This is a genomic window from Campylobacter cuniculorum DSM 23162 = LMG 24588, assembly GCF_002104335.1.
GTDB lineage: Bacteria > Campylobacterota > Campylobacteria > Campylobacterales > Campylobacteraceae > Campylobacter_D > Campylobacter_D cuniculorum.
Genome location: NZ_CP020867.1, coordinates 256,862 through 281,686, shown reverse-complemented (window position 1 = coordinate 281,686; position 24,825 = coordinate 256,862). Strand labels below are relative to the sequence as shown.

The 24,825-nt window shown below is 32.9% G+C and carries 22 protein-coding genes; 10 read left to right on the top strand and 12 right to left on the bottom strand.

The window, feature by feature from the left end; genetic code table 11:
* Positions 1-35 precede the first annotated feature (35 nt).
* From CCUN_RS01480 to CCUN_RS09555, 3 genes are all read right to left on the bottom strand, one after another.
* Complete coding sequence (locus CCUN_RS01480; protein WP_027305282.1) at positions 36-230, bottom strand: hypothetical protein; 195 nt, start codon at positions 228-230, stop codon at positions 36-38.
* A 1-nt stretch (position 231) separates the two neighbouring features.
* Entirely contained in the window at positions 232-1,536 is a 1,305-nt protein-coding gene (locus CCUN_RS01475; protein ID WP_174564649.1) for a HipA domain-containing protein, read from the bottom strand.
* 88 nt (positions 1,537-1,624) lie between these two features.
* On the bottom strand, positions 1,625-1,807 hold the full coding sequence (locus CCUN_RS09555; protein ID WP_125921752.1) for a hypothetical protein: 183 nt from the start codon (positions 1,805-1,807) through the stop codon (positions 1,625-1,627).
* Positions 1,808-2,360: 553 nt separating this feature from the next.
* Between CCUN_RS09555 and CCUN_RS01470 the strand changes: the two genes are divergently transcribed.
* The 10 genes from CCUN_RS01470 (at position 2,361) to CCUN_RS01430 (ending at position 16,266) form a co-directional block, all read left to right on the top strand.
* The gene (locus tag CCUN_RS01470) at positions 2,361-3,560 is read left to right on the top strand and encodes a tyrosine-type recombinase/integrase (RefSeq protein ID WP_027305283.1); all 1,200 of its coding nucleotides are present in this window, start codon (positions 2,361-2,363) and stop codon (positions 3,558-3,560) included.
* A gap of 2 nt (positions 3,561-3,562) precedes the next feature.
* Positions 3,563-4,012, top strand: a complete 450-nt coding sequence (locus CCUN_RS01465; protein ID WP_027305284.1) for a DUF3310 domain-containing protein — start codon at positions 3,563-3,565, stop codon at positions 4,010-4,012.
* Complete coding sequence (locus CCUN_RS09915; RefSeq protein WP_169732370.1) at positions 4,005-4,169, top strand: hypothetical protein; 165 nt, start codon at positions 4,005-4,007, stop codon at positions 4,167-4,169. Before CCUN_RS01465 ends, CCUN_RS09915 begins: the two co-directional genes overlap by 8 nt.
* Positions 4,170-4,189: 20 nt before the next feature.
* Complete coding sequence (locus CCUN_RS01460) at positions 4,190-5,248, top strand: hypothetical protein (RefSeq protein ID WP_027305285.1); 1,059 nt, start codon at positions 4,190-4,192, stop codon at positions 5,246-5,248.
* A 2-nt stretch (positions 5,249-5,250) separates the two neighbouring features.
* Positions 5,251-5,553, top strand: a complete 303-nt coding sequence (locus tag CCUN_RS01455) for a hypothetical protein (RefSeq protein ID WP_027305286.1) — start codon at positions 5,251-5,253, stop codon at positions 5,551-5,553.
* A 41-nt stretch (positions 5,554-5,594) separates the two neighbouring features.
* The gene (locus CCUN_RS01450) at positions 5,595-5,921 is read left to right on the top strand and encodes a hypothetical protein (protein WP_027305287.1); all 327 of its coding nucleotides are present in this window, start codon (positions 5,595-5,597) and stop codon (positions 5,919-5,921) included.
* 1 nt (position 5,922) lies between these two features.
* Entirely contained in the window at positions 5,923-7,086 is a 1,164-nt protein-coding gene (locus CCUN_RS01445; protein ID WP_027305288.1) for an ATPase domain-containing protein, read from the top strand.
* 9 nt (positions 7,087-7,095) lie between these two features.
* Complete coding sequence (gene dnaG, locus CCUN_RS01440) at positions 7,096-8,691, top strand: DNA primase (RefSeq protein ID WP_027305289.1); 1,596 nt, start codon at positions 7,096-7,098, stop codon at positions 8,689-8,691.
* Positions 8,692-8,750: 59 nt separating this feature from the next.
* Entirely contained in the window at positions 8,751-15,779 is a 7,029-nt protein-coding gene (locus tag CCUN_RS01435; protein ID WP_085296607.1) for a putative barnase/colicin E5 family endoribonuclease, read from the top strand.
* A gap of 127 nt (positions 15,780-15,906) precedes the next feature.
* Positions 15,907-16,266 (top strand): PBECR3 domain-containing polyvalent protein, encoded by a 360-nt coding sequence (locus tag CCUN_RS01430; RefSeq protein ID WP_085296606.1) that lies wholly within the window; start codon positions 15,907-15,909, stop codon positions 16,264-16,266.
* A 204-nt stretch (positions 16,267-16,470) separates the two neighbouring features.
* On the opposite strand, the gene CCUN_RS01425 is transcribed toward CCUN_RS01430, so the two are convergent.
* The 9 genes from CCUN_RS01425 to CCUN_RS01385 all read right to left on the bottom strand — a co-directional run bounded on the left by CCUN_RS01425 (position 16,471) and on the right by CCUN_RS01385 (position 24,756).
* The gene (locus CCUN_RS01425) at positions 16,471-16,923 is read right to left on the bottom strand and encodes a hypothetical protein (protein ID WP_027306085.1); all 453 of its coding nucleotides are present in this window, start codon (positions 16,921-16,923) and stop codon (positions 16,471-16,473) included.
* Positions 16,916-17,476, bottom strand: coding sequence for an ImmA/IrrE family metallo-endopeptidase (locus CCUN_RS01420; protein ID WP_169732376.1), 561 nt, complete (start codon positions 17,474-17,476; stop codon positions 16,916-16,918). The genes CCUN_RS01425 and CCUN_RS01420 overlap by 8 nt, the downstream gene beginning before the upstream one ends.
* A 607-nt stretch (positions 17,477-18,083) precedes the next feature.
* Positions 18,084-18,266 carry a hypothetical protein gene (locus CCUN_RS01415; protein ID WP_085296605.1) on the bottom strand — a complete coding sequence of 61 codons (183 nt, stop codon included), beginning with the start codon at positions 18,264-18,266 and terminating at the stop codon, positions 18,084-18,086.
* A complete protein-coding gene (locus CCUN_RS01410) occupies positions 18,248-18,835 on the bottom strand; it encodes a Panacea domain-containing protein (RefSeq protein WP_164502903.1) in 588 nt (195 codons plus the stop codon). Before CCUN_RS01410 ends, CCUN_RS01415 begins: the two co-directional genes overlap by 19 nt.
* Before the next feature lie 624 nt (positions 18,836-19,459).
* Positions 19,460-21,181 carry a portal protein gene (locus tag CCUN_RS01405; RefSeq protein WP_035175602.1) on the bottom strand — a complete coding sequence of 574 codons (1,722 nt, stop codon included), beginning with the start codon at positions 21,179-21,181 and terminating at the stop codon, positions 19,460-19,462.
* A gap of 253 nt (positions 21,182-21,434) precedes the next feature.
* On the bottom strand, positions 21,435-23,513 hold the full coding sequence (locus CCUN_RS01400; RefSeq protein ID WP_085296603.1) for a hypothetical protein: 2,079 nt from the start codon (positions 23,511-23,513) through the stop codon (positions 21,435-21,437).
* A gap of 11 nt (positions 23,514-23,524) precedes the next feature.
* Positions 23,525-23,956 carry a hypothetical protein gene (locus CCUN_RS01395; RefSeq protein ID WP_027305005.1) on the bottom strand — a complete coding sequence of 144 codons (432 nt, stop codon included), beginning with the start codon at positions 23,954-23,956 and terminating at the stop codon, positions 23,525-23,527.
* Positions 23,956-24,135 (bottom strand): hypothetical protein, encoded by a 180-nt coding sequence (locus tag CCUN_RS01390; RefSeq protein ID WP_027305006.1) that lies wholly within the window; start codon positions 24,133-24,135, stop codon positions 23,956-23,958. The genes CCUN_RS01395 and CCUN_RS01390 overlap by 1 nt, the downstream gene beginning before the upstream one ends.
* 87 nt (positions 24,136-24,222) lie before the next feature.
* Positions 24,223-24,756, bottom strand: coding sequence for a DUF5675 family protein (locus CCUN_RS01385; RefSeq protein ID WP_027305007.1), 534 nt, complete (start codon positions 24,754-24,756; stop codon positions 24,223-24,225).
* Between the last annotated feature and the right edge of the window lie 69 nt (positions 24,757-24,825).

Genomic DNA, 24,825 nt, shown 5'->3' with positions numbered 1-24,825 from the left:
TCCTCTTTTGACGACTGCAATATATCATTTTAACTTTATCTTTCATAATACTCTCTAACTCTAGGATTTTTGAATTCCATTCTTTCCTTAAGATTTCTATCAGAGTAAAATGTTATAATGACTTCATCAAAGGGGGATAGTGGCGTTTTCGGGAGACCCTCCCCTTTGATTTTATCGGTTGTTATTCTAAATCTAACACCACTATCATTTTCAATTTCTACTTCGTTCATTCTATCGTTTCCTTTTTATTTGTTTAGAGGTTGTTATTTGAGAATCTTTAGTTACTGCATTGTTTTCCGTCTCTTGTGAATCTTTAGGGTGCAAAGAATCTTGCGATTTTTGTATTGCTTTGCACTTTTCCTCTATGAATTCTAAAGCCCTTTTAGCTCGTGTTCTTATACAATTTTCAATAGGGATGAGCCATTCTTCACTCAAATTAAATTGTGAATGTCTTTTGAAACTAAAATCTGTGAGTTTTTCTAAATTTTCTTTGTGTCGCTCTTGCACGAAAAGCTTGAGTTGTTCATCAAAACGTAATTCAAAATAGCTCATATCTTTAGCCAGACATTCATTGATATAATTCAGTTCATTTTTGCCTAAAGTTGAGATAAAAGACATACCATTATCAAAGATGGGTGCAGGACGCAAAATCTCATTTGTGTTATTATCAATCATCATTCCAAAATTCCCTAAATGTCTATCAATATTGCAAATCAAGGCATCAAAGAGCATAAGGTCATTAAAAGAATCTTGACCATACAACACAGAAATTTCTCGCATCATTTCAATCTTATTATATTCTCTAAGAGATTTTTTTAAAAGAACATGTATAGGCATAAAGCCCTCATTTTCATTTGTAAAAATAGGACAAACACTCACAAGCTCATTATGAAAAAGCTTTAAATCATAAGGAACACATTCAAATTCCATAATTTGAGCAATTTGAGCCATATAATATTCACTATAGGCTTCTTTTCCTCCATATTCTGTTCCATCGTTAGATTCTTCAGAATTTCCTTTGTAAAGATAAATTTGTTTATTCTCTCTATGCCAACATTTCTTTAACATTCCATTAGTTGTAAATTCGGGTGAGCTTGTAAAGCCATTAATTTTTGTCATTTTTAATCCAAAAGCACTCAATGCTAGAGCTTCACTGAATTCATTTTCATAGAGATTATAATCTTTCCATTGATAGTTTTTATCATTTGGGACAATCCAAAAAGAATCATTAAGAGAGAGTCCAAAAGATACATCAATATAGGACATTAAATTATTTTCAGAATCCATTGATATTGAAGAAAGAATATTATGAGCAAAATTTCTGTGTTTAGGAATTTTTCTTTGTTTTATCCACGATTCCAAAGAAGTTAGAATATTCTTTGTTTGTATTGCTTTTGGCAAGAGTTCTTTTTGAATAATATTTACATGTGCAAGTGAGAAATATTTTATAGTTTGTCCATTAAGTGTTTCATTTTCCTCAATGACTTCAAACTCCAAAATAATCTTATCTTTATTCTTTAAAAGATATTTACTCATATTTTACCCTTTTTATATTTCTTAGCATTATAATCATTTTTCTTTTTATCTGTATAAAATTCTAAAACAAAAGAAAGAATTTTCATTTTCACTTCTGTGCTTTTTCATTATTTGTATAAGGTGTTTTATCACTATCATTTTCCTTTGCATAATTTTCATCAAATCCTTCTTCTTTAGGATTGAGTTCTTTATTATCCTCTTTAAGATAATCTTTAATTCTATTTTTAAATTCCATATATTGATAAAAAAATACAGCACCTTTTCTTTTCACGCAATTAAGAATAAATAAGGCTGAAAACTTTTATTTTTTTGATGAAAATTATTTTAAACAACTTTATAATTTTAAAAATATTAAACATTTTAAAAATTTTTACAATATATTTATTTTTAGGATTTTTCTAAGCATTTCTTAGGGGGTATGACCCCAAAGGTTCTTTAAGAAAGTTGTGTCAAAACTTCTAAAATTAACTTAAAAAAGCATTTCAAATATTGATTTTATAGGATTTATGAATTATGTGTCAAATCGCTAACCCAAGCTTTTCATGTGGGGCGACTTAGAAAACGCAATAAAAAGCACAAAACGCTTCATTTTGTGCATCTGTGGGGCGACTTGAAAAGGATTATAGGGTTCAAAAAAAGGATTATGAACTTTGAAATTGTGGCAAAGACTCAAAAAATCAAGTTTAATGTGAGTTTGTGTCTTTAATAATTTAAGCAGGAGCTTGAGTCTTTAAGGTTAAAAAAGTCAAGTTTAAGCGAGAAAACATAAAAAGGAAAAACATAAATGAGAAAACATAAAAAAAATTATATCTGGAGGTAAAAAAATGTTTAAACTCATCAAAAATTACAAACTCTACAGCAGAGAAAACACTCTTTATATTGATTCTTGTGTGAGTCTTTCTTTATGGGATGCACTCAAAAAACAAGAGCATTTTCTCACTCAAGAGCACATCAAGGATTTGAAGTTAAAAGAATCGGGCTTTAAAAGGCTTAGATTTTCGAGCAAATTGCACGATACAGCAAAAGCAAGGGACTTTTTAGAGTCTCATTATGAAGAACTCATTTTGCGTTATATCCAAGAGGGCAATGAAAATTTCACAAGCCTTTTCTTAGATTTTACGCAAGAGGCAAAAACACGTATTAGTTTTTATGCGGATTTTCTCATCAAACAAAGCAGCGGCTTAAAGTCAAGCACAAAAACTTCTATCAACAACAGCGTCAGGCTGATTTTAGAGTTTTTCAAAAACCGCAGCATTAAAGGCATTGAGAGCGAAGATGTTTTAGAGTTTTATTCTTTTTTAGAGCAAAGATTGCAACCCTCGAGCATAAAAATTTGCATCAGCGTCGCAAAAAGAATTTTTGATTGTGCGGTGAAAGATAAAGTCATCGCCACAAATCCCATTTTTAATAAAAAATTCTCACATCAACTCAAACCACAAATCAACCCTTTCACTGAAGAAGAAATTATGCGTTTGCTTCAAGCAAAAGAAGACATAGGGCTTTATCTTAAAATCGCCCTTTTAACAGGGGCAAGAAAGGGCGAGATTTTAGCCTTGCAGTTTAAAGACCTTGATTTTATCCATAAAAAAATCCATATTTATAAAGCGGTATGCAGTATCAGTGGCAAACTTATTACGCCAAAGACGCGTTCAAGCACGAGAAGCATAGACATGTTGCCTTTTTTGGAAAAAGAGCTTTTAAAAGCAAAAGAGCTTAAAAAAGATGAAGATTTTATCTTCACAGATGAAAAGGGAAAAAGGATTACGCATTTTTATCATTCGCATCTTAGAACGCAATATCTTGCTCTTTTAGAGCATTTAAATATCAGCTATCGCACCATTTACAGCACAAGGCATTCTTTTGCGAGTTTAATGCTTTCAAAAAATGAGCCTCTTTTGTGGGTGAGTGCAATGTTAGGGCATAATAATTCACAGACCACTCTGCAAAAATACGCTCAATATATCCCATCAAAAGAAGTTAAACACGCACAATTTTTAGACGCTATCACTTTAGAAGAGGAGTAAGTATGCACAAAAAAGAAGATAAAACAAATCCGCTTTATTATAGAGCTTATGGCTTTGAAAGTATAGAACTGCTTGAAAGTCTTTTTTCAAGGATGAAAGAAAAACGCTTGATTTTTAGCATAGGCAACGCGTTAAAATATGTCTTGCGTTGCAAGTTTAAAGAAAATTGTCTTTTGGACCTGCAAAAAGCAAGGTGGCACATTTTGCGTTGCGAAAAGCTCATCAGCGAAGACGTTAATATCAGTTTTAAAGATTTGAGCTTTTTAGAACCCTTTTTGCAAAAAATTAAACTCATTGATGAAGACATTTGCGAAATAGTCGAAGCGTTTGCGGTTTTTGCTCTCAAAGCTGATTATAACAGCTTGTCAAAAGCCCTTGCTTGTCTTAATTTAGAAATTCAAATCATAGAAATTAAAAAACGCGAACAGGAGGAGGACATGCAAAATGTTTAAACTTTTTTATCACATTTTTAAACGCTTTAAAAAGCAGAACAAAAGCTTTTTTATTATCAAGGGACAAAAAGGGCTTTACAATTCTAAGTTTTACATCTTAGACAATGAGGGCTATATTTACAACGGAAAAAAACTCATTGACAAAATCAAAAATTAAAAAAAAGAAAGGATTTAAATATGCAAACGATTTTTTACACACCACCTAAAAGCAATTTTAGCGTGATTTCAAACAAACTCATACGCGATGAAAACTTAAGCATAGGGGCGAGAATGTTAGCGATTTTTGTGCTGTCTTTACCCAAAGATTTTAAACTCAATAGCACATTTTTAGCAAAAAATTTTCACATCTCAACAAGGACTCTTCAAAGATACATTAAAGAGCTCATCGACTCTTCTTATCTCATCAAACAACAAGCAAAAAATAAAGATGGAAGTTTTAACAAATTTTCACTTTATATCTTCATCGATGAGAATACAAACGCCCTTTTTGAAAGTTTAGAAGAGGAAGAAAAACAGCCAAATGAAAACACACAAGAAACAACGCAAAAAGACTCATCTTGCCAAGAGGGCATTAATGAGACTTTAGAGCGTTACACTCCGCAAGAAAGTGAGCATTTAAGGCGGGACGCGGACAATAAAGAGCAAAATAAAACGCAAAATACACACTTTGAACACTGCGACAAAAAACCGCATGCGGATTTTTGTCCGCCTTACAAAATAAATAATATAGAACAAAAAAATAAAAATTTGTTAGCGTGCTCTTTTTTTGATAAAAAAATACTTTTCATTTCTCTTAAAAAACAGCTTAAGAAGAAAAATGTGTTAAATGAGTCTTATGAGGGATTTTTAGATGATGAAGTGCAAGAGATAAAAAACTTTTTTGCTTACAGATTAGAGCGGGATAAAAAATTGACCCCAAGCACCAAAAAATACATCTTAGCACGACTGAAAAGCTTTAAAAACGAGGGCTATAATATCAAGCACATCATTCAAACAAGCATTCTTAATTCGTGGCAAGGGCTCTTTAAACCCAAAGAAACAAAGGCACAATTTTCAAAGCTTAGCACACGTTTTAAAAGCAAGGAAGAACTCTCAAAAGAGATTATTTCTAAATGCTACGAATTAAAAAGCGATTTTAAGATTTTCAATGAAGAGAGCGTGAAGGACTTAGAGATTGAAGGACGTGTAGTTTTATTTGATAATAAAACTTATCTTTACAGCCTAGCAGAGGCTTAAAAATGCATTATAAAAAATCACACCGCAACAAGATAGTCAGTCCGAGTTTTTATTTGGATTTTAGGCTTTTAAAAGAGCTTAAAAATGCGAGTGAGCTTGAAAATATTTCACAGGCACAACTTGTTGAATGTGCTTTAAGATTTTATTCTGGAGAAGATTATGAGAGGGCAAGAAAAAAAAGTTTTAAAACAAAGAAAAAAGTTTTTACTCCCAAAAGCCGTGTTAAAAAGGCTTACAAGAAGTGCAAAGATGAATACTTTAAGCAAAAATGCTTATTTGATAGCGAGTTTGAATGCGTTTTTTAAACGTTTAGAACAAGAGAATCTTTTTTTTAGGAGGGTTGAAAATGACGCATGAAGATTTTAAGCATTTTGTTTTTACAAGTAAAAATTTTTATCTCAATGGCTATGCTATGCAAAAAGCACACGATTTAATCAACACTTTCAATCCGAGTCTTTTAGATTCTTTAAGTGAGGCTTTGCTCTTAAAAAATCAAGTGTTTTATAAAGATTTGGTAGAACAATACGAAGAGCTTTTAAACAAAAAGGCTTATGAATTAGCGATGAATGCGAAAATCAAGTTTAAAAACGAAGCACAAAAAAACGCTCAAAAATCGAGCGAATTTGAGTTGCTTTTTACTTATTTTAAGAAAAAACTAGAAAGGGGATATTAAAATGCAAAGCATTATTTTAAAATCTTTGCTTGAATACCCCGAGTTTAAAGATGAGTTTGAGCAAAGATTTTCACCCGTTTTATTCAGTGGAAAATATCAGGTTTTTTGTCAAAAAATCCTTAGTTTAAATCCGCTTTCTTTTGAAAGTTTTGTCAGTGTTTTAAGTGATGATGAGAAGCAAAGCGAGGAGTTTTTAAATCTTTGTGCGGCTGTTTGTGTGCCGGATTTTTTAGAATATGAACACATTTTAAAAGATACTTACAAATTAAACGCACAAAAGCATATCGGTGAAAAACTCATCCGTGCTGCACAAGAGAATCAACTTTTAGATTTGTCTTTATTTGAGAGCGAACTCACCCTTGCAAATAATGATTTTATGAATTTTAAACAATGGCTAGAATATTATAAAAACAAACCCGTTTTAGCACAGATTAAAAGCGGTATTTCTTTTATAGACTCCGCTTTTGATGGCGGTTTTGAATTAGCCCAACTTGTTTTAATCAGTGGGGATGCTGAAGCAGGAAAGACGAGTTTAGGTTTGCAACTCTTAGAAAACATCTCACGCGTTTATCCCGTTTGCTTTTTTTGCTTTGAATTCACAATCGAACAATATCTTAAACGCAAAACGCAAAATGTGCCGTTTAAACAAGAAAATTTCTTTATGATTAATGATGGCTATGACATCAATGAAATCGTTCAAAACATTAAAATCCTCTCCAAAAGAGGCGTGAAGATTTTTTTGATTGACTCACAAATGAGAATCACAAGCCCAAGAGCGAGAAATATGGAAGAAGAAGAGAGTTTGAAATTTTCAACCCTTGCAAAATTAGCACATCAATACGAATTACTTATCTTTCTTATTATTCAAACCGCAAAAGGCGACCGCGATAATCCTATGGGCTCCAAAAAGGGAACGCACGAAGCGAGTGTGATTTTAAGAGTGGAAAGAATCGAAGCGGATAAAAAAGACGCGTCACAATTTAACAAAGAATTTGACCCGAATAAAAGGCTTTTTTTAGTGAGAAAAAACAAACAAACGGGCAAACATTTTAAAGAAATTGTTAGATTCAATGATAAAACTTTAACTTTTTGTGCAATGAGTGAAAACACAGATCAACCCGTGCAAGAGGTGGATTTTGAAAAGATACAAGAGAGCATTTTTTAGGAGAACTTTATGAGTCGTTTTAATATAGAATCTTTTAAGTCTCAAGTCTCCATTATAAGAGTGCTTGAAAATTATTTGGTGTTGAGAAAAGAGGGGGCTTATTTTAAGGCTTTATGCCCCTTTCATCACGAAAAAACGCCGAGTTTTATTATCGATGAAAATAAGGGCTTTTATCATTGTTTTGGTTGCAATGAATCAGGAGACGCGATTAAGTTTGTGCAAAAATTTAAAAACCTTGATTTTTTTGCTGCTGTTGAAGAAATTGCAAGGCTTGAACACATAGAACTCTCTTTTAACGAGCAATCAAACGCTTATTTTCAAAACCTAGAATTTTTAAAACAACTCAATGAATTTTTTAAAACTCATTTAAAGCAAAATGAAAAAGCTAAAATGTATTTTTCAAATCGCGGAATCGATGAAGAGGACATCGAACATTTTTCTTTGGGTTATGTGCCAAAAAAAGAGGAGTTTTTGCGTTTTATTGATTCTTTGAATGCAAGAAAAAAGGCTTATGAATTAGGGCTTGTCAGTGAAAAAGAAGGCGTTATTTTTGCAAACCGCTTAAGTTTTGCTCTTAAAGATGCTTATGGTAAGGTGCGAGGATTTTCAACAAGAGAGCTCATCAAAAATCCACATTTAGCTAAATATATCAATTCTAAAAACTCAAATACTTTTAATAAAAGTTTCATTCTTTATAATCTTTGCAACGCAAAAACCCCAGCTTACAGAGAAAAAGAATTGTTTATTATGGAGGGTTTTTTTGATGTGATTGCTGCTTACAAATGCGGACTTAAAAATGCCGTTGCAACGTGTGGAACTGCCTTTACAACTTCACATCTTGCTTTAATTTTTAAACACATTAAAACAAGCGAACTCACTTTGTGCTTTGTGCCCGATAAAGATGCACCGGGTTATAAGAGTGTGATACGTTCTTTAAAATTGTGTTTTGAACAAAATTTTTTCAATGTCAAAGTCGCTCTTTTGATGGAAAAATGCAAGGATTTAGGCGAATTTTATCAGCTTAAAGGCATATGCGATTTAAAAGAGCATTTTACCTTTTATAGTGGTTTTGAGTTTTATTTAAGGTATCATTTAAAACGTTTAAAAAATGCCGTGCAAAAGGATAATTTTCTCAAAGAAATCATCACTTTAATCAAAAATATTAAACAATACTTCATCAAAGAGCAATGCATCCAAGAAGCGTGTGCAGTTTTTGGCGTCAATGCAAATGTTTTTAACGCAAAAATCATCGATAAAAACACTGCTTTAAATGAGGATTTTAATGTCAAAACCTGCTTAAAAACCGCTTTAAATAATGAAGAGTTTAAACAAAGATTTAACTTTTTTGTGTCTGCGGAGTTTTTAGGAGAGTTTGCACAAAGTTATAAAGATTTTTTGCAAAGTTCTCAAATGGATGCGAAACTTTTAGAGCTTTGTGCGGATGAGAGCATTAATATCCTTAAACCCGCCTATTTTTCTCTTGCGTTAAAAAATCTTGTCAAAACGCATTATTTAAAAGCTCTTATGCAAGCAAAAAAAGCAAAGGATTTTCAAAAAACCATGCAAATGAGTCAAAAAATCGCTGAACTTTCAAAGCCCTTTTAACCCTATTTTTAAAGGGCTTTTTGTGCTATTTTATAGAAATTTTTTAAGAGGATTGAACGATGAGTGATTTTGTGAATTTTGATTTTGATGCCTTTGAAAAAACAGGACGCGACAAAATGGACGCGGTGAATTATTTGAAAAGTTTAGAATCAAATATCGATTTTGACGCATTAGAAAACAATGTCAAAGCGTATAATGAAAAAAATAAGAGTCAGATTAGTGCTTATGATGTGTTAAAAGCACAGGGAAAAAGACTCTCTTTTCAAATCAAAAAGCAAAATCCGCAAACGCAACCAGATCCGCAAGAGCAAGAGCAAAAACCGCAAACGCAACCAGACCCGCAAGAGCAAGAGCTTAACGCGGCTTTAGAATGGCTCACACCCGAGCAAAGACAAAAACAACTCAAGCTCACAAAAGAGCAGTTAAAAGCACAAGAGCAATATAAAAAAGAGCAAGAGAGTGAAAGACAAGACGCTTTTAATCAACAATATGTGAAAGATAATAGCGATTTTTTAGGGCAAGTGATTCAAGAAGCGGACAATATCACGGGCAATATTGCAAGTTCGATCGCTGAAAAACTCACAAACGAAGAGTCTTTAAAACAAGAGCTTGAAAGGGGACTTAATAAAAAAATCCAAGAAGGAATCGCCTTTGAGGATTTAAACGACGCGGAAAAACTCCTTTTAAGGGATAAAGCAAGAGATGATTTGAGTTATTTTTCATCCATCAAAGATGGCAAGGTTCAAGGCACGACTCAAGAGTATTTTTTTGACACTTTTAAAGACACGCTTTTAAATGATAAAGACGCGTTAAAACGACGCGATGAAGACTTTGCAAAAAAAGCTTATGAAAAGGAAAGGCAAAAGTTTTTTATCGCTCAAAAAGACCCGCAAACTCTAAGCGAAGAGGATGAAAAACTCATCAAAGAAGATGTCGGGGCTGTGAATCATTTTGTTAATGAAGTTTTAGGATTTTTCACCGATACAACGGCTAAAGAAAGGGATTTTAAAGAGTTTAAACTCAACACAGAAGCCAAAAGTGAAATCACACAGCAGATTCAAGATTCTGTTTCAACCTTAGAGCAATTTCATCAATCGCACCATCTGCTTAATCTGCTAAAAGACAATGAAAGCCCAGAAGCACAGGCGATAAAGCAAGATTATATTAACGCTTTAGACGATATTGCAACAATGCACGGCTTTAGCGGAGCGGGTTTGAATCAAGAGGGCGATGTTTTTTTCTTCAAAGAGGATGAAAACGGGCAAGAGAGAGCCTATCATGTCAATACGAGCTTTTTTGATAATTTTTTCAATCTTTTAAATGATTCTAAGTTTGAGATTGCAGGTTCAATCACGGGCGGCTTAGCAGGAGCGTCTAAGGGTAAAAGTCCTTTTGGGGCTTTGGTTAAAGGAATCATCGGTGCGGCTATCGGTTCAGGAATCGGAGCAGGAGCGGATTATAAAATCGCTCAAATGAAACTTGACAGAGAGGGCAATTTTAACGAGTTTTTAAGCTATGCAACGCAAGCGGGAATGCTTGATTTAGCAGGAGGCACAGCCATCGCAGGATTGCAAAAAGCAAGTGCAAAAATGGGCTTAAAAGAATTGCTAAAAACCCCTTTTAAAGCCGCAGACAAAGTCGCCTCAAACTTGCCAAGTTTAGGCATTTTTTATCGCACAGGCAAAAACTTCAAACAGGGGCAAAATCTCAAAACAGCCGAAGACTTAGCGTTTAAAAATTTTTCTCAAAGTCAAAAAGACGATTTAGAACAATTAAGTCGCGAATTTGGCGGGGCTTTGCAATCTCAAACCGCCGATAATTTAGAGCGTTTAAAACAAGCCCAAGCCTTTTTAAGTGAAAAATACGGAACAAAAAGCCCTTTTGTCAAGGGCACTTCTGCATTACTTGATGCGTTGAATGAAACAAGTTTTAAGCATAGACGTGCGAAGATTGTCGATTTGATTAGAGCGGATGAGAGCGGACTTAATGTCGGCATTTTAACTCAAGTCGCTTCGCAAAGTCCTAAGGCTCAAACGGCTTTAAAAGAAATCTTGCAAAGCTCCAGCAATGAGATTAAAAAACAGCTTTCAAATCTTAACATTGATTCTAAGGATTTAAAAGAGATTTTTAAGGGCTTTGAGAGTGAGAGCAAAGAGGCTTACAATGAAGCCATAGACAAGACACTTCTTAATGCTTTTAAGGATGAAAAAACAACAATCAGCCCGGCAAATTTTGCAAAATTCGCCCAAGAAATACAAGAGAGCGGACTCATTTTAGAGCTTAAAGATAAAAACTTTTTGCAAGTGTTAAGTAAAAATCTTTACAACGAAGACGGCGTGAATCTTAAGCAACTCATTAATATGCGTAAGAGTTTAAACGCTAATTTTAAGGAGATTACAGACCCAAATCTTAAAAATCATTTTCAAAGTGCTATCGAAAATTTTATTAAAGATGATATTGATAAAGGCATTGAAAACATTTTTAAACAAAATCCTAAACTCACCACTCAAGCGATGAAGCTTTTTCAAACGGCAAATGAGGATTATTCACAGCTTAAAGCCGTGCTTAAAAATGCAAAACGTTTAAAAATCTTTGATGAGAACACAAAAAAAGATAAAATCTTGCACAAACTCATCGATTTTGCAAAGGGACAGGGGCAAAAAGAGCTTAATAATTTAGATGTTTTAACGCAGGGCTTAAGGCAAAGCGAGATTAAAGATATAGAAATCAGTGTATTAAATACACTTTATAAGGACAATGAAAAGCAATTTAAAAATGGCTTGAATGTTTTTGATTCTCAAGGCTTTTTAAACGCGTTAGAAAATCTTAATAACTATCAATTTAAAAGCCAAGAAGCAAAAGACTTTATCAAATACACAAAGGACTTTAACAAGCTTTTTTATAATGATGTGAAAATCGCAAGTTCAATCTTTGAACCAAAGGCAACGAGCAGCTCAAGCACAATGGCAACAAGCATTCAAGGTTCTGCACAGGTAAAAATCACTAATTTTTTAATGGACAGCATTTTAAGAAACTTATCTTTGCCTTTCTTTTTACGCGGGGGGACAATGGATCAAAGCATCAGCAAAAGGGCGTTAAAATTTCAAATCGAAAGGGCATTAAATCATGCCGATGGTTTGAGTGATTTTAAGAAAATTTTGCAGAGCAAAACAAAAACAGGGGATTTTTCAAACGGAACAAGAAAAGCTTTAGAGCAATTCACTCAAGCTTTAGAAAAAAGCGAAGATGAGTTTTATGAGCATCTTAAACTTATAGCTAAAGAAGAAGAATCCCAAGCCAAGAATGCAGAACAAAAACAGATAAATAAGACAGAGGCTAACGCACCAGAAGCCACACAAGCAAAGAATGCAGAACAAACAAGCAAAGAAAAAGAGCCTTTAACAGAAGCTCAATCGCTAAGCAGAGCTAACAACCTAACGCAGAACGCTAAGGATGATTTAACCAAACAAGGCTTAAAAGACTCTAAAAATGAGCTTGATAATATCGATTTAAACGAACTTTTAAATGCTATCAAACCCGAAAAGATGCCCAAAGCAATAAGCATTGATGAGTTTTTATCTTCTTTAGAAGCTTTTAATAATAAAAATAATTTCTTAGAGCATTTGCTTTCAAAGCCAGACAATGAGCAACGTCTTGCTTTGCTTAATCTCGTTGAACCGACTTTTAAGAATCCGGACATACTCATTAAAAAAACAGAAAATGGAATCATAAAAGAAAAAAGACTTAAAAAATTCAGCGATGGACACGACTTTTTTTATCTCTTAGTTACGAAAGAAAACGATAATTTACTTTTAACAGGATTTAAAACAAATAAACTTAATACGATAAAAAAAGAGTTAAGTGACTATGATACTATAGAGTATAATGCCGACATTATCCAAACTTTCATTCGGCCGGGTAGCAAACAAGACTTAAATCAAGGTTTGGGCTACCAAAACAACGCTATCATATCAAATAAAGACTTAAAAAATGCTAAAAACACAAGCGAGAAGTCTTTAAACGCTAAGACTCAAGAGGGGCTTAAACAAGACGTGCAAGAAAGCCCACAAGAAACGCAAAATGAAATGTTATATCTCAACACAGACTCACCAAAAGGCATTAAGGCTTTAAGAGAGGATTTAAAAGCTCATTTACAACCGCTTTTAAATAAAGAGATTATAAACAAAGAAACCAATATGCATGGAGTGATAACGCAACGCGAGATGAATAAAATATCTAGCAATAAAGCAGTGGAAAAAAGCTTAAAAAATGGATTTAGCACAGACGAGCATTTTAAAGCGAGTGCAGAAATTAAAAATTTATTTGAAAATGCAACACTCACAGAGACACACGCGGACAACAAGCACAGAATGAACATTTTAGCTGTGCATAGATTTAAAAGCGATTTAAAGATAAATGATAAAGAAGCAACTGCCAAAATAACGCTTTTTGAAAAGAAGCAAGGCAAAAATAAAATTTACACGTTAGAATTAGAAAGCCTTGAAAAACCCACCCCCTTAAGCATTAAAGCGGATAATGCAGAGATGGCAGTTAAAACTCAATCGGTAGATGCCCCGCTTAAAACCCCTACTAGTATTGTTAAAACTGATAGTGCAAATCTAACACAAAAGCCCTTAAAAGACTCTAAAGAGCCTTTAGAAAATGAACCTTTCGGTGTGAATTTTAGTGCCTTTTATCATAAAGGCAAAGAAGCCATTAATCATTTGTTAAAAGAAAAACAAGGGCAGGTTAAAGGAGCATTTTATAGGGAGGATTTAAACGCATTAAGTGGAAATGGAAATATTGATGTTGTCTTTGGGGATTCACATTTTGGATTAAAGCACATTTTAGAAAAACACAGGGGAGAGTTTAACGCCTTCAAAGGAGAAAGCGAAGAGGCTAAACTCATCAATGCTTTAAGTGAGATTGTAGAAAAAGGGAAAATTGACAATAAAAACGATATTTTAACCATTTGGTATAAAAAAGATAATGATTATTATAAATTAGGATTAAGCAAAGGGTGGAAAGGCGAAGGCTATAATCAATGGATTATAACAACATACAAAACTGACAGGGAAAAAGATAAGACGTTCGGCGATATCTTTTTTACAGATGCACACCCTGCATCCAACCCAAAAGACACTTTAACAAATAAAGGCTTAAAGGATGATGAAACTTTAGAAAAATCCAAGAAGCAAAAGCCTTTAACCCAAGATTTAGACTTAAACAAGGCAAAAACAAGCGAGATTAAACGCGTCTTTTTAAAAGAATTGCAACCGCTTTTTAATGAAGTTTTGACAAGTAAAGAGGGCAAAGAGGCACATTTAAACTTAAAATCACTCTCTAAAATGTTAAGCGGCACAGCCATAAACAAAAGCCTTAAAAATGGTTTTACAAGAGAGCAATATTTAAGAGCTGTAAGAGAGATTAAAAGTTTATTTGAAAATGCACATCTAGCACATACAGAAAAAGGCACAAAGCCCACAGATAAAGACTTAATTATAAATCGTTTTAATAGTGATTTTGAAAATGCAAATGCTTTAATCACAACAAAAGAGCGTTTAGATACAAATAAAAATCGGATTTATAGCGTAGAATTAGAAATAACCCCAAGATTTAACGCTAACGAAACCCCGCTAAATAACGCTAACAATCAAGGGCGGACTCATCTCACTCAAGCCACTAGCGGAGAGGTTAAACAACCTTTAGCGCCTATTGACAAGCCCGATAATCATACTTTAACAAATAAAGGCTTAAAGGATGATGAAACTTTCAACACAAAGCCGGAAACTAAAGAACTTTTAGAAAGCCCAGGAAAAGAACTTGAACATAAATTTTCTTTCGTTGATAAATTATTTAAAGACTTTGTAAATCCAAGTTTAAAAGAAAAAGCAACCCAAGCCTTAGATCATTCTTTCACTAATCTCACAAAGGAAAACAATATAACGCTTAAAGATTTACAAGCTTTTAAGAAAAGCATAAACAAACGCTATTTAAACAAAGATTTTAATAAAAAACTCACAAGTAGCTTAAACATGACGATAAGCTTAGTTAAGGCACATCCTGAATATATGGACATCGTAGCTAATCCTTTAATATCACGTATAAAAATTGCTTTTCATGATGCATTAATCCCTTATTTAAAAGCAAATGATGAAACAATAGCACACATCACAGGATACAAACCCGCAGAGATTAAAGAGTTTAAAAAAGTTTTACAAAACAACCTTAAAGAGCTTGAAAGCTTATTACAAACCAACATATACCAAACGCCATTAAGAGAGCTTTTTAGTCAGAGCGATCGGGCTGTAGAGCTTGAAAAATCTACTAATGCAATCTTTGATAAACTCTTTAATAATGAATATATTAAAAATTTACAAATAATGTATATCCAGAATGGTATTATAAGCGACAGCCAACTTTTAAAAGCACTAAAAGAATTTCATACAAAAAACAAAGTTTCACCAGACACCCAAGAACTAATAAAGCGACTTGAAAAACAGATAGAAGAAGATGAAAGTCTCAAATTTGAAGCGCTGACTTTGACGCGATCTAAATTAGACAACCTTAAAAACTTCACCATGACACGTGAGAGTTTCAAAAGGCAAAGAAAACTAGCTGAAAGCCTACAGGGTATAAATCCTATTGAAGATTTTGGGCAAAATTATTCTGAATTTTATCATACAGGAAAAGCCGCTATTGATAAGATTTTAGCAGAGGCGAGAGACTATGAAGCAAGAAACGCAACGCAAGAACTCACAGAATCAGAACTGAAAAATGGAAGTTTTAAGGCCCAAGTAGCAGGAGCATTTTATAGGGAGGATTTAAACGCATTAAGTGGTAATGGAAATATTGATGTTGTCTTTGGAGACTCACGTTTTGGATTAAAGCACATTTTAGAAAAACATCCCGACATTATAGAGAAAATCCCCGAAATTATACAAAAAGGCGTCATTGTAGAAAACGCAGGAGTTAAAACGATTATTTTAAAAGAAAATAATAAAGAATATCGTGTAGGATTATCAAAGGGCTTTAATGGAAAAGGAACTAATGAATGGATTTTGACAAGTTACAAAAAAAATCCCTAGTGTACAGAATTTCGACCAAGATACACGCTTAAACAAGCTAGAGAATGGAAACAATCTATCTCTAAGGGATTTTAGAGAAAATTTTACATAAAAGACCTTAAAACAACCTAAAAAGGAGATTAAAAAAGTGGATTGTTTTGAAACGGAAAAGATTAAGTTTTATAATTGCGATTATAAAGACATTTTGCATCAATTAACACCAAAGAGCATTGACCTCATATTAGTCAAGAAAACAGGACAAAAGCCGATAAGTTTAAATGAAATTATCCATTATCAAGATTTAGCAGATAGTGCAGAAATCAAAAAACTATCAAAAAGCAGAAGCAATCAGGACGTGCTTATAAGTATCAAAGCACAGGATGAAAATAATTATATTGTCATAGAGCAGATTAAAAGAAAACATAATGAACTTGCATTAAAAACTATGTATCATTACAGCGGAGAGCTTACGAAAGAGGCTATTGAACGCTTAACATCTCAAAAATAAAGATGCGTGATTACGACTATGTTATGAGCACGGCCATCACTTAGATAAGTTTCTATCAATAGCCAAGTATAATTATAATAATTTTCTATAAATTAAAACTTAACAGATAAAATTTGCGAAAATTTTAAGAGCAAGAAATCACTAAATATATGATTAAAACAACAAAAGATGATTAACAAGAAAAAGATTTTATTGTGTATCCTTTTATTTGCTTTCTTTGCGGTTTAAAAATGTTAATAAAGCATTTAATATTTCTTTAAAATGTTCTCTTAGTTTAAAAGTTAAAGGAAACAACAATAAAAATAAAAAGAGATAAAAAGAAAATGTTAATAAATTTTTGCAAACATCCATAAAAACATCTATATAAAGCTTATAATTTTCATTCATATTTTTTACTATTGATTGATAAATATCGTTATTCATATGTCCTATTAAATATAATAATAAAAAGAATGCTGAAAAAAGAAAGAATACCCAACGTCTAGAAATAAATAATTTCAATAAATCATGATAACGTGATTTAGCCCAATAATTATTTTTATTTTCTTTGTATTCTAGCTCTTCATGTTCTTTTGTTTTCTCTTTATATTCTTTAGGCTTTTGTTCAGTTTCTGTCGGATATGTTTTAGAAATAAAAGCTTTATCGTCTTCACTCATTTAAAAGCCCTAAATTATCAAGTCTAAAGGTTAAAGCCGAACGACTAACTGACAAGTATTTAGCAGTATCATCTATATCATAATTATTTAAAGCCCACGCTTTTTTAGTTTCTTCTTCAGGCATTATCAAACAAGCCGCGAAGTGATTTGCTCTAACTTCTTTGAGTTCTTGCTTAGAAATAACATTGCGATAGCTAATTTCAAAAATGTCCTTTTGCGGTGCAATGCTTTTATAATCCAAAACCCAATGCCCAATCTCATGTGCAATAGAAAATTTTTGTCTTAAAGGTAAATCGTTTTCATTAATGAAAATTTCTTTTTTATTTGCGTTAAGCATCCCCGAAATGTTAGGATTTTTTTCATTATAAGTATATACTTTTAAACCGAGATTATTTGCAATTTCAATCACATTAACAGGAAAAGACGTGCTATATTTTGTGCGTATATCATCAGCAATTAAGCTTATTTGTTCTTTTGGAGAAATCACAATCATAACGCCCTCTTTTTTATACAAAGTCTTTAAATGCCTTGAAAGACAATTTTTAAGCCTCACTTGTTTCAGTCAATCATATTAAAAATTTTATTAAATTATCTTAAAAATTTTCAAAAAATTTTATCATTTTTATTTTTTGTTTCTTTTTAACCCTATGATAAAAACAAAATATTTGATAAAATCACAAAAAACACAGCAAAGGAGGACTCTTTGGACTATATGTTTATATTGAATATAACTATTTGGATTATTTTTATGCTTTGCATTCTTGCGGATACGATAGATGTTTTTTATTTACAAAAAAGAGCCCTTAAAAAAGACAAGAAAAAAAAGATTGAAAAACAAAAAGATCCGACACTCCATTTCTAACATGTAAATTCTTTTAAAACAAAGAAAACACCCTTTAGGTTGTGGATAGGCTCACGCTTCTATCGTTCTGCTTTTGTGATATTTTAACCATTTTTTATTAAATATAAACTTAATTAAGGACTTTTAAACGCAAAAAAACATTTAAGCTAAGCTTTTTTTCATAAAAAACGCGTTTAAAGCTTGTTCTTGTTTGATTATGAAGGTTTATCGATTTTAAGGGTTTTGAGTGAGTAAGATTTTTAAGATATAAGCTTGAACATTAATCTTTTCATCATCAAAAATCTCAAAGAATCTCTCATCAATATTTTTTATCATTTCTACAAGAGCATTTCTTTAAAGCTTCTTTATTTTCACTAAAATTTTCTGGCACAAATGCAGAAAAAGCCCTATCAAGATAATGCCTGTTTTGATAAAGTTTTTCCTCATTCTTATAATAAGCATTCAAATCCCAAATAAGAGGAGTTACGACTTGAACAGACATCTAAACTCTTCACTCTTTTCATACAAATCTTGTGTTTTTTGTTCTTGAACTTGTTTAAAATATTCTCTTATTTCATCATTAGGGATAATATTCTTTTTATTTTCCTCATAATTTTGCAAATAAGGCTTTTCTTTGTGTGTTTTATCTCTTAGTTTAAAGGCTGTATATCCTCCATATTCTCTAAAAGCCATTTTGACAATTTCTTTTTCCTCATCTGTAAGACATTGAGAATATCGCTCATAATCATTTAAGGAGCTTATGTTCATTAAATTTTCTTTTTTGTATTGTTTTAATTCATCATACAAAGAAGCAATCACGGGGCCATGTTTCCAAGCCTCAATCGCTTCTTTAAAAAGAGGTTTTTCAAGATAGACTAAGCTTAGAGCATTAGCATAATAGACAAGTTTTATAAGCTTAAGTTTTGTAATTTCATCGGGATTTTCTCGATCGTTTTCATTGATACCTTCTTGAGTTTTTGTTGCACTCAGTTTATTAAGATATAGAAAATATACAGCAATGGCGAGGATTTTATCCCTATCTGCTCTATTTGAAACATCATTATTTTTCATCAAATTATTCCCTTGATTTTGCATTTTCAATTATTCATAAATATTACATATAATATAATATTATTATAAATTACATTAATTTAAATTAAAAATTTATTTTTTATTGATTTTTAGGGTTTTAAAGCCAAGAGCCTTACTCTCTTGGCGTAAATTTTTAGTTTAAGCATAGGCTAAGTAAGGCTATTCTATAATTCAGTTGAAAAAGTTAAGAGAGAAGCTTATTAAGCTCTCTCGCTAATAAGAGCAATAAAATTATAATTTTTAAAATTTTATCTCCCATTATCAGCTCCTTTCCCACCAAGAGAAATTAACCGCTTAAACTTGTGAAATTATAACGCAATTATGCTTAAATAAAGCTCACTTTTTTAGGGCTTTTTGGTTAATTTAGGATTGTTTTTTTAAAAAAACAATCCGCACATTAAAGATTTAAAAAGTGCAGACATTAAAACACTTCTTAAATAAGCATTTTATCAAAAAAGGATTTTAACAAGATTTTTTATATTGATAATAGATATTATTTCAAAAACAAGCTTAAAAATCTTGTCTTGTCAAGCTAAAATCGCGTCTTAGTAAAGCCCTTTAAAATCTTGTCTTGTCAAGTCTTAAAAGTTTATTTAAAAGCCTTTATCTTAAATCAATGCCGCCTTTTTGCATCGATTTATTATGACTTGTTTGTTCGGGGTTTAAAGCTTGTTCTTGCAGTTCTAAACTTTGTGCTAAAGTAACAGAATCGGCTAAATCCCCTTGAGAAGCATATTTTTTCGCTTTTGCTTGAAGTTCAGCGATTTCTGCTTGAAGTTTCGCAATTTGCAATTCATTGAGTAAATTTTGCATTTCATTCGGTTCGTTTGCTTGTTCTTGCATCATCGCTTCTTTTTCTTTTAAGATGTTTTCAATGTCCGCAGCGACTGGGCTGTCTGTGTCTTTAAGCATTAAAGGCAAAATATCACTGATTAAATCCGGTCTCACGCTTGAAATGGTCTTAAACATTTCGCTCCAGTAAGCAAATCTTTCTTCGCGTCCTGTGGTTTTAAGCTGTGATTTGTAAATGAGATCAAATTTTCCGACTTTGATTTTATTATCCTCGCTTGAATTAATGCTAAAATAACGCTCTCCCGTCTTTTCATCTGTGATTTTAAACACCTGCTCTTTGGTAAAATAATGCGTGATAAAAAAAATCACTTTTTCAAAAATGAGCCTATCCATATGTTCACACGCGTTTAAATACTCTTGCAAGCCCATCAAGCCCGTTTCTTTGCGTTGTGAAACAGCGGCGGCAGAGAGGCGATTGTTTGCAAGTCCTAAGGCTTCTTCATTCAGTCCGCTTAACATTTTAGCCAGTTGTCTTTTTTCATTTGCCTTTTGTGAAAGTGTCGCGATGTCGTTGTGATGTTGTATGAATTGAAATTTATTCTCTTTTAACGCTCCGCTTCGCACTTTGACAATCGCATTATCCAAACTTGCTTCATTGATAAACTCTTCAGCATTTAAAACCGCGTCTTCTTCAAAAAATGCCTTTAAAGAGCCCATCATATTTGCCATGCGATTTTCAGCAAAATTCACATAATCCTGCAAAGGTTTAATGTCTCTAAAAAGTCCATACCATAAGCCCTTATCGTCGATTTGATATTTTGAGATGATGAAAGGATGAGCCCCATTTTTAAAAGGGCTTAACTCACTCTTTAAAAGTCCTGCTTCTTGCCAAATGTAGCGATGAAAAAGCCCGTTTTCATCTTTAATCCAGCTTTCTATAATCACACAACGTTCATCCTCATTTGTTCCTCCTGCGTTTTTAAACGGCGTAACATCTAAAATCTGCTTTGCTTCGTTTAAACTCATATTGATTTTTTTATGAAAGCGTCTTGCATCTAGGGCATTTAAATCCTTAGAATAACAATCAATCAAAAAACTTTCGGGCTCTAAACTCTTAAATTGCAAATCAAAATCTTTATTCTCATCCTGTTGTATCCAAAGTTCTATCACTGCTAAACCAAAGATGAGATTTTTATCCCTTGCAGTCATTTCGCGGTTGTAATTGCGATTTTGTGAAAAATATTTGAGCAAATCATTGAGCACATTTGCCAAAGGCGTGTCCATTTCTTGACGTCCGCTGACTTTTATCTCACTGATACTTTGAGCCTTATAACCGATGATTTTATTGATGATGAGTTTAAAGATGTTTTCGATGATGGGAGCTTGTCCGCGATTAAGAATAATGCTTTTAACTTCGGGTGGCAGTTGCTCTCCGTGATAGTATTTTTTTGCTTCTAAATATTCATTTAACGCACAATCATTCGCTTTTTTATCCAGTTCATAAAGATTTTTTAATGTCGTAAAATCAAGCATTCATCAACCTTTTTTTAAAGCCTTAATGATTGCCCTTCTGGAGATAATCTTATGTTTTACTTTGCAAGTTGAGGACAGATAAGATTTTAAAGCAATCATCAAGGATTAAACGCATTATAAAAGATTTTTTAATGAAAAAATAGGGTTAAAAATAAAAAATGTGTTTTTATCTTTTAAATCCGCTTTAAAACAAGCTTTTAAAACATTCTTTAAATCCCATTAAAACACTTTTAAACACTTTTAAAAACATTCTTTAATGGCTCACAATGTAAAAAAAGCAGTTCAATCCACCATCAAGCCGACTAATCCAGCCCCCCCCCCGCGTGTAATACTCATCTAAATCAATCTTATCAAAATCAAAAGAATCTAAAGCCTTGTCATAATAAATGCTTTTTCTAAAAATATCAAACTCATCGATACTCTTAAAATACGCGATATAATTTTCATACACAAAAGCGTGAGTGCTTTTATTGTTCTGCGTTGCGTTGCCTAGATAATGATTGTAAGCGTCAAAATAAAAGGCTCTTAAGCCATTATTTGTCTTTAAGGCTTTATCAAAAATCGTGTCTGTTTCTCTCAAAAGCAGTTCATTCTCTAAAGTGTAAAAAGTTTTTTTGGATTTATCCACGCTTTGAAAGCTTGTCAAAATTAGCGGGAGTTCTTTTTGCTCACCACTTGCATTATCATAATAGGGATAAAAAGACATTTGAGTGATGAGATAAAAACGATAATCCAAACTTTGAAGCAGATTAAACAACAGCATATCGATGAGTTGCAAATGATCCTCTGCTTTGCGTTCAAGCGTATAAACGCGACTTTTTTGGATGAAATAAAGGTCATTGATGATGCTGTATTCATACTCAAAGAGCTCATCAAGCATTGTTTGCTCATAAGCATTTTTAAACTCTGTAAAAACTGCGTTAAGCCCCGCTTCATCAAGGACTTTTTCAATATTTATTTTGTTTGCATAAGATCCTCTACTATCGGTGTTGTTATACACCCATTCATATTTCATTATAAAACGCACTAAGAAGCCCTTTTTTGCAAGTTCTTTGAGTTCATTAAAATTGGTTATCACTTTGTTGTAAATGGTCGTTGTGCCTTGTAATATATTAATGCTTTTCATTTGTCTTATCACAACCTTTTCTTTCTTTTGTAAAAAAAGCATTTGAAAATAATTACGATAAGGCGTTTTGCCATCTATATAAATAGTATCAAAATAACCCAGCAAAGGAGAGAAATTTTTTAGTGCTTGAGCATTGTTAAAATAATAATTTTGATTCAAATTAAAAAATTCATCATTCCATTTGCAAAATGCCGGCCACCAAAGACTCTCATCCGCAAAAAACCGCTTCACATAGTCTTTCACTTCGGGCGTTTGTTTCCATACTTCTTTATATTTTTTCTTTTTCTCTTCTTCTGTGATGTTCTTTTTTGTGAAAAATGACATAAATAAATAATTAAAATCCGCCCTTTTTGCCCTTTGGTAATTTTTGAGTTTGTCTAAAAAATCATTATTCACCATTTTATGCCAAAAGGGATAAATCTGCTGTTCAATAACCCATTGATAAATCGCTTCAAGCTCACCGGTATAATTAAATTTCGCCGCAGCAAGTTCTGTAAAACCACTGACGATTCTTCTGTGATTAACCCGCACATTATTTTCTAAAGAATCCTGCACTTGCTCGTTGGTTAAACCCCCTTCACTCAACGCAAAACTCACGCCCAGCTCTTGCTGAAAATAACCCTTGTTTCCTGCCTTTGTAAAATGAGCCCGATTTTGCGTTTGCTCGTCAAATTCCTCAAAATTCACCTTTCCATAAATGCCCTTGCTCGTATCATAAACAAGGCTTGGGCTGTATGTTTGACTTCCGGCATTGTTTTTATTATAAATGCTTCCATTCGCATAAATCTCATAATCTGTATAAACGATGTATTCTGTGATTTTATCGCCTGTGCTATAAACCTCTTGCTTTTCTTTCAAAAGTGAAGTATGAGATTGCACTGCATTGAGAGCGGTGGCTAGTTTTGCGGATTTTTCCCCGATGACAGCGGTATAAACATTTTGTGCTAAGGTTAAAGCCCCCGCTAAAAGTCCTAAAACCCCGCCCGTAACGATAGAGGCTATCGCCCCTAAAATGCTAAAGATATTTCCACTAAAAACACCCTCGACAAATCTTTGAAGCCACGATTTACCCTCTGCTTTTCCTAAGGCTGTTGCAATGTGATAATATTTATCTTGCGGGATGTTTAGCTCGTATTTATCGATAATGCCTCCCCATTGCCTTAAATACTTATCGCGGACTTTTTTCCATTTGTTGAAAAGTCCCATTTAAAAATCTTTTAACAAAGCTTTTTAAACAGAGCATTTTTATACGCAAAATAACGTGCACTCTCATCATCTTTTAAAAAAATCGTATCGCCCTGATGAAAAATATATTTTTTGCCCTTTTCATCGCGGTGCTCGTAGTTTTTTTCTCCCAAATACTCAAAGCTCACAATATCGATAAAATGCCTTTTTTGTTTAGGCGTTTTAGCTTTTGGCTTTTTTTGTTGAGTGTCGCTGTTTGATGTGTTTTGAGTCTGTTCTTGTTTTTGCTCTTTTAAGCTCTCAAGCAAGGCGTTAAACTCTGTTTTTAAAGGCTCATCAAGCTTTGAGCTAAACTCTGCAAGTTCATCCGCATTTGCTTCTTTTTGCAATAACGCGTCAAACTCCTCTTGCAAAGACGCGTTTAAAGCGTCTTTAAAATGTTGAAGTTGTGCTAAAACCTCCATTAATCATTCCTTTTTTTCAGTTCATCGATTTTTGATTGCACTTTATCTTTAAATTCTTTTAATTCGCTCTCACTGCGATTTAAAAAATCATCGATTTTAACGGCATTGTTTCTAAAAATCAAAAACCCCAAACCTATGCCAAAAAGCACACACGCGACATATAATATAAAATCAAACATTTTTATCTCCTTGTTTTATTTGATGATAATAATAAGCTGCCAAACCGATACAAAGCATTAACGCAAAAAAACACAAACTCATCATTTTTAAGCCTCTAAATTATCGATAATCTCTAATTCTACATTTTCAATTTGCGTTTTATCCAAAGGGGCGATTTCATACATCAAACGATAAAAATCACCGCACGCGTTGCGGCTGTTTGTAATGCCCTCACTGCTGCGTCCATAGCCTAAAAGTTCGCAACCTATCGTATCTTTTTCTGTATTGCCCCAGTGGATTAAGATGCGACGCGTTTTATCCACATCATCACTTGTATTGCCGTCGCTTTTGTCATTATAAATGCAAATGAGAGGCGTGTTAAAATCCACCTTTAAAATGTCTTTTTGCAGAGTGGAGCTGAATTTTGGGCTTAAAAAATATTCAAGCTTATATCGTCCCGAAGGCAGGGCTAAATCCTCGCCACTTTTTAAACCTGTTTTTGAGTTGCAAAGTTCATCGCATTCAAAAATCACTTTATCCGCTGCCCCCGCTTGTTCGTTGATGGCAATCACACGCACACGTCCCAAACGACAAGTCTGTCTTAATGCGTCTCTTGTGATTTCTATTTTAAATCGTGCCATTTTTCATCCTTTTTTTAAAATAGCGTTAAGTATAAAAGATTTTTTAATGAAAAAATAGGGTTAAAAGTT

Excerpts from the sequence above, each read along its gene's own strand:
- CCUN_RS01480 (WP_027305282.1), bottom strand. The coding sequence starts at position 230 with ATGAACGAAGTAGAAATTGAAAATGATAGTGGTGTTAGATTTAGAATA.
- CCUN_RS01475 (WP_174564649.1), bottom strand. The coding sequence starts at position 1,536 with ATGAGTAAATATCTTTTAAAGAATAAAGATAAGATTATTTTGGAGTTT.
- CCUN_RS01470 (WP_027305283.1), top strand. The coding sequence starts at position 2,361 with ATGTTTAAACTCATCAAAAATTACAAACTCTACAGCAGAGAAAACACT.
- CCUN_RS01465 (WP_027305284.1), top strand. The coding sequence starts at position 3,563 with ATGCACAAAAAAGAAGATAAAACAAATCCGCTTTATTATAGAGCTTAT.
- CCUN_RS09915 (WP_169732370.1), top strand. The coding sequence starts at position 4,005 with ATGTTTAAACTTTTTTATCACATTTTTAAACGCTTTAAAAAGCAGAAC.
- CCUN_RS01460 (WP_027305285.1), top strand. The coding sequence starts at position 4,190 with ATGCAAACGATTTTTTACACACCACCTAAAAGCAATTTTAGCGTGATT.
- CCUN_RS01455 (WP_027305286.1), top strand. The coding sequence starts at position 5,251 with ATGCATTATAAAAAATCACACCGCAACAAGATAGTCAGTCCGAGTTTT.
- CCUN_RS01450 (WP_027305287.1), top strand. The coding sequence starts at position 5,595 with ATGACGCATGAAGATTTTAAGCATTTTGTTTTTACAAGTAAAAATTTT.
- CCUN_RS01445 (WP_027305288.1), top strand. The coding sequence starts at position 5,923 with ATGCAAAGCATTATTTTAAAATCTTTGCTTGAATACCCCGAGTTTAAA.
- dnaG (WP_027305289.1), top strand. The coding sequence starts at position 7,096 with ATGAGTCGTTTTAATATAGAATCTTTTAAGTCTCAAGTCTCCATTATA.
- CCUN_RS01435 (WP_085296607.1), top strand. The coding sequence starts at position 8,751 with ATGAGTGATTTTGTGAATTTTGATTTTGATGCCTTTGAAAAAACAGGA.
- CCUN_RS01425 (WP_027306085.1), bottom strand. The coding sequence starts at position 16,923 with ATGAGTGAAGACGATAAAGCTTTTATTTCTAAAACATATCCGACAGAA.
- CCUN_RS01415 (WP_085296605.1), bottom strand. The coding sequence starts at position 18,266 with ATGTCTGTTCAAGTCGTAACTCCTCTTATTTGGGATTTGAATGCTTAT.
- CCUN_RS01410 (WP_164502903.1), bottom strand. The coding sequence starts at position 18,835 with ATGAAAAATAATGATGTTTCAAATAGAGCAGATAGGGATAAAATCCTC.
- CCUN_RS01405 (WP_035175602.1), bottom strand. The coding sequence starts at position 21,181 with ATGCTTGATTTTACGACATTAAAAAATCTTTATGAACTGGATAAAAAA.
- CCUN_RS01400 (WP_085296603.1), bottom strand. The coding sequence starts at position 23,513 with ATGGGACTTTTCAACAAATGGAAAAAAGTCCGCGATAAGTATTTAAGG.
- CCUN_RS01395 (WP_027305005.1), bottom strand. The coding sequence starts at position 23,956 with ATGGAGGTTTTAGCACAACTTCAACATTTTAAAGACGCTTTAAACGCG.
- CCUN_RS01390 (WP_027305006.1), bottom strand. The coding sequence starts at position 24,135 with ATGTTTGATTTTATATTATATGTCGCGTGTGTGCTTTTTGGCATAGGT.
- CCUN_RS01385 (WP_027305007.1), bottom strand. The coding sequence starts at position 24,756 with ATGGCACGATTTAAAATAGAAATCACAAGAGACGCATTAAGACAGACT.